General features: G+C 40.2%; 10 protein-coding genes and 2 tRNA genes. 1 reads left to right on the top strand and 11 read right to left on the bottom strand.

The features are described from left to right. Position 1: 1 nt before the first annotated feature. The 4 genes from F3G88_RS06650 to F3G88_RS06665 are packed head-to-tail and all read right to left on the bottom strand — an operon-like array spanning position 2 to position 6,303. Positions 2–1,705, bottom strand: coding sequence for a Na+/H+ antiporter NhaC family protein (locus F3G88_RS06650; protein WP_021093054.1), 1,704 nt, complete (start codon positions 1,703–1,705; stop codon positions 2–4). Between the two features lie 9 nt (positions 1,706–1,714). After that, complete coding sequence (locus tag F3G88_RS06655; protein WP_103587367.1) at positions 1,715–2,461, bottom strand: SDR family NAD(P)-dependent oxidoreductase; 747 nt, start codon at positions 2,459–2,461, stop codon at positions 1,715–1,717. An 8-nt stretch (positions 2,462–2,469) separates the two neighbouring features. Beyond that, the gene (locus F3G88_RS06660; protein ID WP_149715698.1) at positions 2,470–3,681 is read right to left on the bottom strand and encodes an ankyrin repeat domain-containing protein; all 1,212 of its coding nucleotides are present in this window, start codon (positions 3,679–3,681) and stop codon (positions 2,470–2,472) included. A 36-nt stretch (positions 3,682–3,717) separates the two neighbouring features. Further along, positions 3,718–6,303 carry a bifunctional aconitate hydratase 2/2-methylisocitrate dehydratase gene (locus F3G88_RS06665; protein ID WP_149715699.1) on the bottom strand — a complete coding sequence of 862 codons (2,586 nt, stop codon included), beginning with the start codon at positions 6,301–6,303 and terminating at the stop codon, positions 3,718–3,720. Positions 6,304–6,425: 122 nt separating this feature from the next. Between F3G88_RS06665 and F3G88_RS06670 the strand changes: the two genes are divergently transcribed. Continuing rightward, positions 6,426–6,884, top strand: coding sequence for a methylated-DNA--[protein]-cysteine S-methyltransferase (locus tag F3G88_RS06670; RefSeq protein ID WP_048809828.1), 459 nt, complete (start codon positions 6,426–6,428; stop codon positions 6,882–6,884). Positions 6,885–6,920: 36 nt separating this feature from the next. On the opposite strand, the gene F3G88_RS06675 is transcribed toward F3G88_RS06670, so the two are convergent. The 7 genes from F3G88_RS06675 to F3G88_RS06705 form a co-directional block, all read right to left on the bottom strand. Beyond that, positions 6,921–10,016: a type I restriction endonuclease subunit R gene (locus F3G88_RS06675; protein ID WP_149715700.1), complete on the bottom strand. Its 3,096-nt coding sequence runs from the start codon at positions 10,014–10,016 to the stop codon at positions 6,921–6,923. A gap of 10 nt (positions 10,017–10,026) precedes the next feature. After that, the gene (locus F3G88_RS06680; protein ID WP_149715701.1) at positions 10,027–11,283 is read right to left on the bottom strand and encodes a restriction endonuclease subunit S; all 1,257 of its coding nucleotides are present in this window, start codon (positions 11,281–11,283) and stop codon (positions 10,027–10,029) included. Further along, the gene (locus tag F3G88_RS06685; protein WP_149715702.1) at positions 11,280–11,465 is read right to left on the bottom strand and encodes a hypothetical protein; all 186 of its coding nucleotides are present in this window, start codon (positions 11,463–11,465) and stop codon (positions 11,280–11,282) included. Before F3G88_RS06685 ends, F3G88_RS06680 begins: the two co-directional genes overlap by 4 nt. Beyond that, the gene (locus tag F3G88_RS06690; RefSeq protein ID WP_149715703.1) at positions 11,462–13,015 is read right to left on the bottom strand and encodes a type I restriction-modification system subunit M; all 1,554 of its coding nucleotides are present in this window, start codon (positions 13,013–13,015) and stop codon (positions 11,462–11,464) included. The genes F3G88_RS06685 and F3G88_RS06690 overlap by 4 nt, the downstream gene beginning before the upstream one ends. A gap of 10 nt (positions 13,016–13,025) precedes the next feature. Next, on the bottom strand, positions 13,026–14,039 hold the full coding sequence (locus tag F3G88_RS06695) for a bifunctional 3,4-dihydroxy-2-butanone 4-phosphate synthase/GTP cyclohydrolase II (RefSeq protein ID WP_149715704.1): 1,014 nt from the start codon (positions 14,037–14,039) through the stop codon (positions 13,026–13,028). A gap of 561 nt (positions 14,040–14,600) precedes the next feature. Beyond that, positions 14,601–14,677 (bottom strand) — tRNA-Asp (locus tag F3G88_RS06700). 12 nt (positions 14,678–14,689) lie between these two features. Continuing rightward, positions 14,690–14,765: transfer RNA gene (locus tag F3G88_RS06705), tRNA-Val, on the bottom strand. Positions 14,766–14,802 lie beyond the last annotated feature (37 nt).

Consider the following 14,802-nt stretch of genomic DNA (forward strand, 5'->3'; position numbering starts at 1 on the left):
TTTAAGCCGCTTTCTCTTCGACTTTTTTGCCTACAAATCTAACCAAAGCCCAGATCGCTAAAAATCCGCAAGGAAGTGCGATCCAAACGCTAAGACCAAGTGCGACAGGCAAGTAGCCAACAAGCACACAAACCGCGCAAACGCTAAGTGCATAGATCATCTGTGTTGAGACGTGATCGATGTGGCTACATCCTGCGCCCATTGATGAAAGTATCGTAGTATCAGAAATCGGCGAGCAGTGATCACCAAAGATAGCACCCGTTAGAACGCTTGAGATATTTACGATCATATAAGCATGCATCGCGTCACCATCTAAGCCGTAGTTTTTGCCGACTGCATAAGCTAGCGGGATAGCTAGAGGCATCAAAATGCCCATCGTGCCATAGCTGGTGCCAGTTGAGAAGCTGATAAATGAGCCAAGGATGAAAACAGCCACTGGCAGGATAAATTTAGGCGTTGAGTCACTTAGTAGATCAACCAAATATCTTGAAGTGCCAAGCTCTTTGATAACCGCGCTAAGGCTCCATGCAAGAAGCAAGATAACAACTGTGATGATCATAGTTTTCCAACCCTTTACCCATGTGCTAATAGCCTCTTTTACATCAAAAATTTTGCGCCAAACGCCCATGACGATAGCTACTATACTAGCAAGGAGTGCTGCTTGAAATAGCGATGTAGCAGAGTCTGCTGCACCAAAAGTATCTTTAAATGTTGAAAACGAAAGCGGATTTGCAAGTGCATTTTTAAGAGTATCGCCCTCAAGCGCAGCAAGACCACTAAAATAAAAGCTAGTAAATGCGCCGATAACTAGCACAAGAAGCGGCACGATAGCATTTGAAGCACTTAGTTTTACGCCCTCTTTTGGCTCAAGAGTCTTATCTTCAAGGTCTTGAATTTGAGTTTTACCTGAGTGAAGCTCACCCTTTCTAGCGCGTCTTTCAGCTGCTAGCATAGGACCATACTCACGCTGCATCAAGGCAGTGCAAACGATGAAAAATAAGATAAAGAGGTTGTAAAATCTATATGGAATGGTCTCGATAAATATAGAATAAGCGTTTATGCCAGTCTCACCGATAAGCTCGTAGCCCTTTTCGATGAGCGAAACCTCAAGTCCGACCCATGTAGAGATGATAGCGATACCAGCGATCGGTGCTGCAGTAGCGTCGATGATAAAGGCTAGCTTTTCGCGGCTGATTTTAAATTTATCGCTTATTGGTCTCATGATAGGACCAACGATAAGGGCGTTTGCATAGTCATCGAAAAATACAAAGATACCCATAAGCCAAGTTGAAATTTGAGCTGAGACGCCAGTTTTTGCCTTTTTGCTAAGCCAAAGAGCAACCGCCTTTGTGCCGCCCATCTTTGTGATAAGTGCGACCACGCCGCCTATACAAAGCACTTGAAGCAAGATGCCAGCATCGGTGCTATCAGCCATCGACTCAACCACTCTTGAAACGATGCCTGTAAAGCCTTTGATGATGCCCATAAAGACATTTTCATTAACGATATTTATAAGAAAAGTTCCGCTAAAAACACCGATAAATAGCGACAAGATGACATCTTTTGTGATAAAAGCAAGCGCTATGGCCACAACTGGCGGTATAAGCGTGAAGACGCCGTAAATTTGTGCGTTTCTTTTGGCGACTTCTGGATCAACTCCAAAAAGCGCGACACTAAAAAATAGTAACAATAAAATTTGTCTCACATAAACTCCTTAAAATTTTTCTATCGCAAGTCCAGCCCAAGTCTGCGTATTTGCCATGACTTCGACCCTGTTTATATTGACACTTCCAGGCATATTTAGACAATTTACCAAAATAGTCGCTATATCCTCAGACGTGATGAAATTTGTATTTTCATAAAGACTATCCGCCTTTGCCTTATCTCCTCTAAATCTAACCTCGCTAAATTCAGTCTTACAAAGCCCTGGCTCAATGTTTGTTACCCTTATATTTGTGCCAACTAGATCGTTTCTTAAATTTAGACTAAACTGCTTTACAAAGGCCTTTGTAGCGCCATAAACGTTGCTGCCAGGATATGGCCACGAGCCAGCTGTTGAGCCTAGGTTAAAGATATAGCCCTTTTCTTGCTTGTAAAGTAGCGGCAAAACGGCCTTTGTCGAGTAGATGAGACCCTTTACGTTGGTGTCTATCATCGCCTCAAAGTCCTCTACCTTCGCATCTATCGTCTTTTCTAGTCCAAGCGCCATGCCAGCGTTATTTACAAGCACTTCGATGTCTTTAAATTTATCAGGCAGGCTCTCTACCGCCTTAAAAACAGCCTTTTTATCACGTATGTCAGCTACGATGATGTGTGTGTTACCAAGCTCACTTGCTAGCTTTTTTAGTCTATCTTCGCGCCTTGCAAGAGCGACTATCTTGTAGCCCTCTTTTGAGAGTCTTCTAGCGATCGCCTCGCCAAAGCCAGATGTCGCACCTGTCACAAAAGCTGTCTTTTTCATATCTCTTCCTAATTAAAATTTGGCTTTAAACCAAGCTCTTCTAAAAATTTAATATTTTTTTCGTTTTTATCTTTAATAGCATAATCAAGCGCGTTAAATCCCGCATCATCAGTGGCGTTTATATCAGCGCCGTTATCTATCAAAAGCTTTAAAATTCCTGGCGTCGCGTGAGCCGCTGCATGCATAAAAACGCTTCTGTTTGTATGCTCTAGGCCGCACGTATCCTCTACTTGCATCATGCCTAAATTTATCATATTCATCTTAGACTGCTCGTCGATGTAGCTCTCATTTGCATTGGCTCCACTCTTTAATAAAAGCTCGCAAAGAGGCGCATCCTCAAACTGCACAGCATAAAAAAGCGCACTTTTTCCAAAGAAATTTTTGTGATTTACGTCAGCTCTATTTTTAAGCAAAATTTTTACATTTTCTAAATTTTTAAGAGCAAAAAATAGCGGCGTCTCATCGCCTAAATTTACATCCGCTCCGCGCCTGATGATCTCTTCTATCATCTCGCTACTTTTGTCATTTAGCAGTGCGATGTCAAGTAAATTTGTAAGCTCTGCGGTGGTGAAATTTTTTGAGTAGAGTAAATTTGCAAGCTCGTCTTGGCTTAGCTTTTGAGCCATCATCTTTTGCTCAGAAGTTAGAGCCTTAGCCTTATTTACCTTTTTGCCGACACTAAAGCTTAAAAACTCATTTATCACGCTAGTTGCGTAGTAAGCGGCACTTGCACTATCAACGCCCAAAGCCTCGTAAAATTTAACTAGCGGAGTTTGAGCGTTTTTATAGGCTTCGCTGAATTTTTTATATTTTAAGAAGTTAAACAAGCTCTCATTCGCCCAGTACCTAAAATACTCCATCTGAGCATCTTTTTGAGCCTCAGCTATCTCTGGCTTTGCAAGCTCTTTTTGATAGATATCAGGGGCAAATGAAGCTTTTAGCAATATCCATCTAAATTTATTTAAATTTTCTCTATAAACGCCCTCGCCAACGCAGCTTTGAGACTCACTTCTCACAGCCACACTCGCATCAAAAAGCTCTTTTACCTCTTTTAAATTTAAAAGCGAGCCATCACAATAAAATAGCCCCTCATTCGCGTAAGCAAGCTCGTTTGGAGTAGTTTTAAAGATCTCTTTTTTAGCAAGGTCACTGCACTCTAGTGCGTGTAAATTTACAAAAAGAAAACTGCTAAAAAAGAGAAAAAAAGCTACTTTTTTCATCAAAGCTCCTTAAAATTTCGCGATATTGTAACAAATTTATATACTAAACTCGCTTATTTCATTAAAATTTAGGTATTTATAAATTTGATCTTTGTTTAAACTAAGGCTATCTTTTACTATCTTTTTATACTCACTAACGCTTGGCAAACGCCCTAGTAGCGCGCATACAGCAGCTAGCTCAGCACTTCCTAGATAGACCTTTGCGCCCATGCCCATTCTGTTGTCAAAATTTCTAGTCGATGTCGAAAAAACAACGGCATTGTCATTAACCCTTGCTTGATTTCCCATGCAAAGCGAGCAGCCTGGCACCTCTGTCCTAGCATTTAGCCTCTTAAATATCTCATAAACGCCCTCATCTTCAAGCGTCTTTTTATCCATCTTTGTTGGCGGTGCGATCCAAAGCCTAGTAGTGAGCTTGCTCTCACGCTCTAAAATTCTAGCAAGCGCCCTGTAATGCCCGATATTTGTCATACAGCTACCCACAAAGACTTCGTCGATATCGTGTGCTCTTTTGCTATCAGCTAAAATTTCACTTAGCGTTGCCACGTCGTCTGGGTCGTTTGGACAGGCGAGGATCGGCCCATCTATCTGTGATAAATCAATCTCTAAAATTTCAGCGTAGCATGCATCCTTGTCGGCCCTTAAAAGGGTTGGATTTTCAAGCCATTTTTGCATTTTTTCTTTTCGTCTAAGCAGCGTTTCATGGCTCTCATAGCCTGCTTTTATCATCGCGTCTATTAACGCAACGTTTGAGCGAACGTACTCTGCGACGCTTTCAACGCTTAAATTTACCACGCAAGCCGCTGCCGAGCGCTCAGCCGAAGCGTCACTTAGCTCAAATGCCTGCTCCACTTTTAGGCTCTCAAGCCCCTCGATCTCTAAAATTTTACCCGCAAAAATGTTCTTTTTATTCTTCTTTTCAACGCTTAAAAGCTCTTTTTTGATAGCAAAATAAGGTATCGCATTGACTAGATCACGAAGCGTCACGCCCTCTTTTAGCTCGCCTTTAAATTTGATTAAAACTGACTCTGGCATATTTAGCGGCATCATTCCAAGCACCGCTGCAAACGCCACTAGGCCGCTGCCAGCAGGGAAGCTAATGCCAATAGGAAATCTCGTGTGACTATCGCCACCCGTGCCAACGCTGTCAGGCAAGACCATGCGGTTTAGCCACGAGTGGATGACGCCGTCACCTGGTTTTAGGCTAACGCCGCCACGTAAATTTATAAATTTAGGCAAGCTCTCGTGCATCACAAGGTCGCTTGGCTTTGGATAAGCAGCCGTGTGGCAAAAGCTTTGCAAGACAAAATCCGCCCCAAAACTAAGGCTAGCAAGCTCTTTTATCTCATCTCTAGTCATCGGCCCAGTGGTGTCTTGCGAGCCAACGGTCAAAATTTCAGGCTCGACGTAGGCCCCAGCTCTCACGCCAGCCTTACCGCAAGCCTTGCCGACCATCTTTTGAGCGAGCGTATAGCCACCGCCTAGCTCTTTTGGCTGCTCTGGCTTTATGAAAATTTGCTCCTCGCCAAGCCCCAAGACCTCTCTGGCCTTTTTGGTGACCTGCCTACCTATCATCAGCGGTATCCTGCCGCCTGCTCTTATCTCGTCGCTTAGGGTGTTTGGGCTAAGTTTAAAGTTTGCCACGAGCTTTTTTTCATTGCCTGAAAGCTTGTAAATTTCGCCTTTAAATGGCCAAATTTCTATCTCATCGCCCATTTCTAGCTCATTTACGTTTGCAACTATCGGCAGTGCGCCGCTATCTTCGGCGGTGTTAAAAAATATCGGAGCTATGGTCGTGCCGATCACGATACCGCCTGTTTTTTTGTTTGGCACGCCCTCTATCTCATCGCCAAGGTGCCACTGGATAGAGTTTATACCGCTCTTTCTACTGCTGCCAGTGCCGACCACGTCGCCAACATACGCCACGCTCTTACCGCGACTTTTTAGCTCTTTTAAAACCTCCAAACCCTCAGGCATCTTTTTAACGAGCATCGCCTTTGCGTGAAGCGGTATATCAGCCCTTGTGTATGCCTCGCTTGCTGGGCTTAGATCATCAGTATTTGTCTCGCCAGGCACCTTAAAAACCACAGCCTTTATGCACTCATCAAGTGGCTTTTTGTGTGCAAACCACTCGGCATTTGCCCAAGAAACAAGCACCTCTTTTGCAAATTTATTACTGCTTGCTAGCTTTGCTATCTCGTCAAAATGCTCATGCACCAAAATGATGTTTTTTAGCTCATTTGCCGCAGCTTGCGCGATAGTTTCGTCGCTATTTTTTAGCGCTCGCACTAAAATTTCTACATTGTATCCGCCAAGCATCTTGCCTAAAATTTTAATGGCACGAACCGCATCAAGGCCGTCTATTTTAAGACCTTCTATCGCCTCGCCAAGAAATTCTGCCTTTATCTTTGCCGCGTCATCAACGCCAGGATTTACGCGATTTGTGAGCAAATTTATAAGAAATTTTAGCTCGTTTTGCGCCTTTTCATCGCCACTAGAGCTGCCAGCAAATCTCATTAGCTCGCAAATTTCGCTTGTTTGCTTGGCGTTTAGCGCAAGCGGTGGCACGCCCTCTTTTTCTCGCTCACTCACGTGTTTTTCGTAGTCGGTAAAAAAGCTCATAAATTTCCTTTGTGATTTTGCTCGTTTTTAGTCTAAAATCGCTGATTTTGCTTGCATTTTATCAAAAAGCAAAACAATCTAAAGTAAAATTTGCCCAAAATTTCAAATTTCAAGGAGCAAATGTGTCAAAAGCCTACCTAAAATCACCCATTGGAATTTTAGAGATCGTTGCTAGTGAAAATGGAATTTGTGAGATAAATTTTGTAGATAAATTTGAAAAAATAGCGGTAAAAGATGAAAATTTAAAGCTTTGTTTAGATGAACTGGAGGCCTATTTTAAGGGCGAACTTAAAAAATTTAGCGTTAGACTTGATGTAAAAACGACCAAATTTAGAGCTAAAATTTATGACGTTTTACAAAAAGTGCCATACGGCGAAACGACCACCTACGCAGCTCTAGCACTTGCTGCAGGTCATAAAAACGCTTACCGAGCAGTGGGATCCGCCAATGCCAAAAACCCAGTGCCTATCATCGTCCCTTGCCACAGAGTGCTCTCTCACAGCGGGCTTGGTGGCTACTCAGGCGGCGAGGGCTTGCCAACTAAAATTTGGCTACTAGAACACGAAGCAAAGCATAAATAAGCCAAATGCAATATAAATTTTGCTTAAAAGCGCCTCTTAAACCGACGAGCCAACCTCTTTAAATTTATCAACAAAATGCGATATCTCGTCGATGACTTTTTGCCTGATTATTGGATAGTTTTTATTTAAAGGGCTGATCTTAGGCAGTATCTCGCCTATTTGCGTTCCACTTTGACTAACAAAGCCACTCTTTAACGACGAACTTATAAACCTTCTTGCGCCAGCCTCATCTAAATTTAAAGAAGCGATAAGCTCGTCCGCCTCTTTTTTCATCACAACTTTTGCAAATTTAAAAAACTCTTCTATCACGCTGGCTCGGTCTTTAAATTTATCCAAGTCACTTTGGTTTATAAAATCAACTATCAACCCCTCTTTTGAGCGGTTTTCCAAGCTCGAGCGGATGATGCGACGCACCTCATCAGTAAGGGCTGCTTTATCTTTTATCTTTTTATTATGTTCAAATATCAAACCCAAAATATAGTCTAAATTTATCTCCTGAGACTTTAGTAGATCAACCTCAAATACCACATCATCCCAGTTTATCCTCTCTTTTTCCTTCTCTTCTCCAGCCTTTTCTTTTCTTAGCCACTCTCTTATATCATTATATGTCCCACGGTAGTCTTGCAAAGCCCTTGCGTTTGGCACTTTTATGCTTTGCATCTCTTTGATTTGTTCATCACTTAAGCCAAATTTATCCCTAAACTCAAAAACTGCTTTTTCATCGTCTAAATTTACCTCTTGCAAAGCCCTTAGAGCCACGAATTCATCGTAGTTTTGCAAAGCATTTTCCACCCTTAGATACTCTCCAAAAAGCTTTACAAATTCTTTCTTATCCTTTTGCGTCTCTATCTTAGTAGGATCAGGGAATTTCGCCTCTAGCTCGCTTACTACATCTACAAAGCCCCTTCTTGCCTCGCCAGATACCGCATCTGTAAAGCCATCCATATACTCTTTATAGCTTTTTTCGAGTATGACGCTTTTGGTGCTTCCTTTACCAAAAAGAGTTATAGCATCTTCTGTCGCTTTTTCTAAGTCTCTAAATGTCACGATGTTGCCAAAAGTTTTTGTGGCACCGTAAATTCTATTTGTCCTAGAGTATGCTTGTATGAGCCCGTGATAGCGTAAATTTTTATCCACAAAGAGCGTATTTAGACAAGGCGCGTCAAATCCTGTCAAAAACATACCCACAACTAGGAGTAGATCGATCTCTTGCTTCTTTGTGCGCTCGCTTAGATCTCGGTAGTAGTCCTGAAACGACCCGCCATCAACGCTAAAATTTGTCTTAAAGTAAGCATTGTAGTCATTTATCGCGCCGCTTAAAAACTCTTTTGAGCTAACATCCATCGCCTCTGGCTCAAAGCCCTCATCAGCTATCTCGCCAACCATATCTTGCTCTTCATTTTGCGAAAAAGAAAATATCGTCGCTATCTTCAAAGCTCGCTCTTTGTTGCTTTGTAAATTTTTAAACGCTTCATAATAAAGCTTTGCTGCATCTACCGAGCTTACTGCAAACATAGCGTTAAAGCCCTTGCCACTTGCGTTTAAGCGGTGAGTTTTTTGATGAAATTTCTCTAGAACATACTCTGAAATTTCTTTGATACGCTCAGGGTGCAAAAATGCACTTTTATTCTCAGCCGCACTTAGCTTTAGCTCGTCTTTTTCTGTCTCTATGCTCTTAAATTTAGGCACGACGTTGTTATAATCAACCTTAAATTTAAGCACCTTCTCATCTCTAATTGCATCAACTATCACATATTCATGAAGCGAGCTTCCAAAGACACTTTGCGTAGTCTCTGCTCCGATGGCATTTTGAGGAAATATCGGCGTTCCAGTAAAGCCAAACTGATAAAATTTCTTAAATTTCTTCTTTAAATTTTTCTGCGCTTCGCCAAACTGAGACCTGTGGCACTCGTCAAATATAAAAACAACCTCTTTTTGATATATACTTAGATCATCTTCGTTTTTCATCAGATTGTTTAGCTTTTGTATAGTTGTTACGATGATCTTTCCGTCATCTTTTTGAGTGTTTCGCTTTAGCTCTGCTGAGCTAACTGAGCCATTCACGCTATCTTTTGAAAATTTTTGATACTCCTTCATAGTCTGATAGTCAAGGTCTTTTCTATCCACCACGAAAAAGACTTTATCTATAAATTCAAGCTGCGTAGCAAGCCTAGCCGCCTTAAAGCTAGTTAGCGTCTTGCCAGATCCTGTCGTATGCCATATAAAGCCGCCACCCTCTGGCTTTGCGTAGCATTTAGCATTGTGCGAGCTATTTATCTTCCAAAGTATGCGCTCAGCCGCTGCTATCTGATAAGGACGCATTATAAGCAAGGTGTTATTTGTATCAAAGATGCAGTATTTGCTTAGTATGCTAAGAAGTGTATTTTTCGCCAAAAATGTAGCTGTAAAGTCCTTTATATCTTTTATGGCTTCGTTTTTTGAATTTGCCCAGTTTATAGTAAAGTCAAAGCTGGTTTTATCCCGCTTGGTTGTGTTTGCAAAGTATCTTGTATCTGTGCCATTTGAGATGATAAAAATTTGCAAATATTTAAAGAGAGAATTTGATGAGTTAAAGCTCTCTTTGGAGTAGCGATGTATTTGATTAAAAGCTTCTCTTATCGCCACGCCTCGCTTTTTAAGCTCTATTTGCACGAGCGGCAAGCCATTAACAAGTATAGTGACATCATATCTGTTGTGCGATGAGCCAGTTTGTTCAAACTGATTTATCACCTGCAAGCTGTTTTTCGCGATATCTTTTTTATCGATAAGGCAGATATTTTGTATATGCCCATCTTCAAAAGTAAAGTCGTAGATATGATCATCTTGTATCTTGCGTGTCTTTTCCACTATGCCATCGTTTGGCTTGTCGATATACTCTTCAACTAGCCTTTTCCACTCTGACGGGCTAAATTTAACGTTATTTAGCCTCTCTAACTGCTCTTTTAAATTTAGTAAAAGTACTGTTTGAGAATTTATATCTTTTTTATACTCATAGCCTTGTTTTACAAGGTCGGCTATAAGTTCATCCTCCATATCCGCTTCGCTTTGGTAGCTTGAAGACTGAGGCAATCTCTCATATTTATCTAAAACTATAAAATTTTCAGACTCAAGTATGGTTTTACTCTCTATCATTTTTACGCCCTTATGCTCTCATTTTTGGTTTGAAATTTAAAAGTAGCTCTCTGTAATGCTCATACTGCTTGCGCCTTAGCTCTATCTCTCGTGGCAAACCCTCAGTTATAGAATTTACAAGCGTATCAAATTTATCTAATATCTCAACGACTTTTTGCTGTGTTTGAAGTGAGGGAATAGGAAATTTTACTTTTTTAAGTTTAGCCATATCAACTGATGGAAAAGAACTAGAATTTGTATTTTGTTTGCACCATTCACAAATTTTAAAGAAATAATAAAAGACAAACTTGATATCAAGTTTGTCTTTTAGCAATTCACGTATTGTAAAAGACGTGAATTGCTGATTCATTAAAAATGAATCAGCGATTGCGAGCGCGTGCTCGCCAATAGTCGCGGTAGTCGCGACAATAATTGAATTTTTAGGGATCAATTTACCTCCCTTAACGGCTTGAGGTGTTATTTTTTGTATGGACTCAGATAAAATTCTACCATTTTCACGTATATCCTCCATTCTATACCAAGATATAGTTCCATTTTCCCAAAAATCTTTATTTGCTTTTGAAGGTGTATAGCCATTTTTCATAATAAAAATATTGTCTATAATGTCCCATTCAATTTCACTTTGATCTTCGTTAAAATTTAAAAGAAAGTCGCGGTAAAATTCATACTGCTTTTTCCTAGCTGTAAGCTCTGCTGTAAGCTCTGCTGTAAGAAGCGTGAAAGAGTCCAAGATACGGACTATTTCACGCTGCACTTCCATCGGAGGCACAGGGAGTTTAAAATTTTTCAAGATAGTATTATTTAGGTTATTTATTGTAGATGAAGTTAAAACTTTTTCTAAATATACTTTAAAAGTGCTACTAGACATAATAAAAAATAAAAATCTGGCATTTATAACCTGTTTAGCTCTTATTATAGACATAAAGCCGCCAGCAAAGCAATCGGTATCTTCAAAACAATATGCGACTTTACCCACATGCTCCTTACTTCCGCTTGCAACACATATCAAAATATCCTTTTGCATTAAATTCTTTTGACTAGAGTTACAAGGTAGTTCTTTAATTTGTTTTAAATCATTAAAATTTAAAGTGAAATCAAGATTAATATTATTGGCTCTTAAAATTTTAAATCCATGCTCATGGTCACCATTGATCTCCAAATTTTTATCATATGTAACACCACGAACAATATCCGCAATCTCCCCAAGCTCTCTAAATTCAACCCCATCAGGACAAAGCTCATTTATCAGATCAAAAATTTTACTCATTTCAAGCCTTTTAAAATTTTGCTCGGCTTCGCGAGTGAAATTTCGGAGCCATCGCTCGCATTGCTACGCAATATGCTCCACTCACTCGCAAAGGGACGGACATCAAGCAGTTGATGTCCTGCTTGCCCCCTTTGCTCACCATCAGGACAAAGCTCATTTATAAGATCAAAAATTTTACTCATCTCTCGCCGTCCAGCTCTATCTGTGCGATGATATCATCTATCTGCGAGCGTAAATTTGATATCTTAGCCACGGTCTCTTTTATCTGTAAATTTAGCTCATTTATATCTATCTTTTCGCGTGTATCTTTTGGCTCGACATAGGAGCTAACTGCTAGGTTGTAGTCATTTTGGGCGATAGTGTCATTATCCACCGATGTAGCCACGTGAGCGATCTCTTCTTTGCTAGCAAAAATTTCTACTATCTTTTTAATGTGCTCATTTGTTAAAACGTTATTGTTTGTTCTTTTTTCAAAAAACTCACTAGCGTCGATAAACTGCGTTTTGTTTTCACTTTTGTGCTTTGAGAGCACAAGGATATTTACAGCGATCGATGTGCCGTAGAAGAGATTTGGCGCTAGGGCGATGATGGTTTCGACGAAATTTTCTTTTACTAGATACTCACGTATCTTCTTTTCTGCGCCACCTCTATAAAAAATGCCAGGAAAGCTAACGATAGCAGCTCGCCCCTTGGCTGAAAGATAGCTAAGGGCATGCATGATAAAGGCAAAGTCTGCCTTGCTTTTAGGTGCTAGCACGCCAGCTGGGGCAAATCTAGCATCATTTATAAGTGTCGGATCATCGCTACCGATCCAGTTTATAGAGTAAGGAGGGTTTGAGACGATGGCGTCAAATGGCTTATCATCCTGAAGCTTTGGGTCTAAAAGCGTATCGCCAAGCTCGATGTGAAATTTAGAGAAATTTATGTTATGCAAAAACATATTCATACGGGCAAGGTTAAATGTCGTGTGATTGATCTCTTGTCCGAAAAAGCCCTGCTCTACCTCATGCTTGTCAAATCTCTTTTTAGCTTGCAAAAGTAGTGAGCCTGAGCCACAAGCTGGATCGTAAATTTTATTTACACTTTCTTGTCCGTGCATGGCTAGCTCAGAGATGAGCTTTGAGACATTTTGCGGAGTGAAAAACTCGCCACCTGACTTGCCGGCATTTGCAGCGTAGTTTGAGATGAGAAACTCATAAGCATCGCCAAAAAGATCGATGTGGTTATCCTTAAAGTCACCAAAGTCAAGCCCAGCAACTCCGTTTAAAACAGCAGCAAGCCTTCTGTTTTTATCTGAGACGCTATTGCCAAGTCTGTTGCTTGTCGTATCAAAGTCAGCAAAAAGACCTTTGATGTCTTGCTCTGACTCAAACCCAGCGGCTGAGCCTTCGATACTTTTAAAAATTTGATCTAGATCGGTATTTAAATTTGCATTATTCGAGGCATTTTTTACGACATTTTTAAAAAGCTGGCTAGGATAGATGAAGTAGCCCTTTTCTTCTATAATGACCCTTTTTTGCTCGTCATCTATCTCATCATCGCCCATGCGAGCATAGTCTAGGCTCTCATCCCCGGCCTCTATGTAGTCGGTAAAATTTTCGCTGATAAATCTATAAAACAAAGTTCCGAGGACATACTGCTTAAAGTCCCATCCATCAACAGCACCCCTTACTTCATTTGCGATGCTCCAAATTTGATTTTGTAAGGCTCTGCGTTGTGCCTCTTCGCTCATTTTATCTCCTTTAAATTTCCTTATAGCCGACTATATTTAGCCCAAAACCAGCTAAGCTTACAAATTCTTTATTTTTATTTGAGCTAAGAAGCTCGATATCTTTTACACCAAAGTGATTTAAAATTTGTGCTCCGATGCCGTAGTCTTTGCTAGTGTTTGAGTTGTCACTATCTAAAAAGATCAAAATTCCACCATTTTGGCTTAGAAATTTGATAGTTTTTAAAAGCTCGTCATATTTTGGACTGCTCAAAAGCTCGTGATCGGCAAGGATCTTTTGAAATTTAACATTTGCCTTGCTCTTTGGCTCACCAAAAAGATAAGCTGAGTGGATTTTGCCTTTGTGATCGGTGATATCATATCTTATAGCTGCGCAGTCTGCGATCTTGACGTTGCTTTTTTCGCCAACTCTTATGAGGCTTTCATGGCTTAGTCTATACTCAACAAGATCAGATACGCTGATCATATTTAGCCCAAATTTCTCGCAAAACTCCTCTAGATAGTCGCATCTTGCCATTGTGCCATCTTCTTTTACGATCTCACATATTGAAGCCATTGGAGTGACACCAGCAAGCTTGCAAAGATCGACCGAGCCCTCGGTGTGGCCTGTGCGAACTAGCACGCCGCCATTTTTTGCGATGAGTGGGAAAATGTGTCCAGGGCGCACAAAGTCCTCAGGCTTTGAGCTAGCATCGGCAGCAAGCCTGATCGTCATATCGCGCTCATATGCGCTAACGCCCGTTGTTGCGTCTTTTGCGTCGATCGTAACCGTAAAAGCTGTCTCATGGCTTGAAGTGTTTTTAGCTACCATTAGCGGCAGATCAAGCCTTTTTGCGTTTGCCTCATCCATCGCAAGACAGAGCACGCCCTTTGCGTGAGTGATAGCGAAATTTACCTTTTGCATGTCGCTACTAGCTGCTGAAAATACTAGATCGCCCTCGTTTTCGCGGTCCTCGTCATCGACCATAACGACCATTTTGCCATTTTTTATATCTTCAATCGCTCTTAATACATTTTCAAGTGCCATAATTGTCCTTTTATAAATTTTTACGATTATATTGATATTTTGATAACTAAGAGATAAAAATAATATTTTTTCTTTGCCGGTAATCACTTGTGAGAAAAAATAGAATTTACACCAAAATTTAAGCTTTTGAGACTAAATTTAACTATTTAGTAGGATAAATTTATCCCATAAAAGCATAAAAATTAAATGTATATTTCGTGATAAAACAAATTTTGACTTTAAATTAAAATATGCCTTAGACAAAGACAAATTGCTATTTTAGTTCGCTAATGACGATATGAAAGATAATTGAAATTTACATTAAATAAAAAAGTATAGTTTGATAAGTAGGTTTAAAAATTTAAATATTTTTATTTAAAAACGCGAGCTAAATTAGGCTCTCATCGTTATTTTAGCTATAAAAGTAAAAAAATTTTAATAGAGAAAATATATTCAATCTGTTTTAAAGACAATATTTTATGTATTATTTTACATATTATTTAACAAAATATTTTTATAAAAAATTTGCATTAAATTTAAAAAACAAAAAAATAAAAATGGATATGAAAAATTTAAACTAGATGGCGCAGCGGACGGGGCTCGAACCCGCGACCTCCGCCGTGACAGGGCGGCATTCTAACCAACTGAACTACCGCTGCACCTAAAAGTAATGGTGGTCGCTATAAGACTCGAACTTATGACATCCACCTTGTAAGGGTGGCGCTCTACCAACTGAGCTAAGCGACCTAAAATTTAAAATATCTGGCGACCCTTAGAGGATTTG

This window comes from Campylobacter concisus, from assembly GCF_902460675.1.
Taxonomy (GTDB): Bacteria; Campylobacterota; Campylobacteria; order Campylobacterales; family Campylobacteraceae; genus Campylobacter_A; species Campylobacter_A concisus_AJ.

Coding starts and splice junctions, on each gene's coding strand:
- F3G88_RS06655 (WP_103587367.1), bottom strand. CDS start 2,461: ATGAAAAAGACAGCTTTTGTGACAGGTGCGACATCTGGCTTTGGCGAG.
- F3G88_RS06660 (WP_149715698.1), bottom strand. CDS start 3,681: ATGAAAAAAGTAGCTTTTTTTCTCTTTTTTAGCAGTTTTCTTTTTGTA.
- F3G88_RS06665 (WP_149715699.1), bottom strand. CDS start 6,303: ATGAGCTTTTTTACCGACTACGAAAAACACGTGAGTGAGCGAGAAAAA.
- F3G88_RS06675 (WP_149715700.1), bottom strand. CDS start 10,016: ATGATAGAGAGTAAAACCATACTTGAGTCTGAAAATTTTATAGTTTTA.
- F3G88_RS06680 (WP_149715701.1), bottom strand. CDS start 11,283: ATGAGTAAAATTTTTGATCTGATAAATGAGCTTTGTCCTGATGGGGTT.
- F3G88_RS06685 (WP_149715702.1), bottom strand. CDS start 11,465: ATGAGTAAAATTTTTGATCTTATAAATGAGCTTTGTCCTGATGGTGAG.
- F3G88_RS06690 (WP_149715703.1), bottom strand. CDS start 13,015: ATGAGCGAAGAGGCACAACGCAGAGCCTTACAAAATCAAATTTGGAGC.
- F3G88_RS06695 (WP_149715704.1), bottom strand. CDS start 14,039: ATGGCACTTGAAAATGTATTAAGAGCGATTGAAGATATAAAAAATGGC.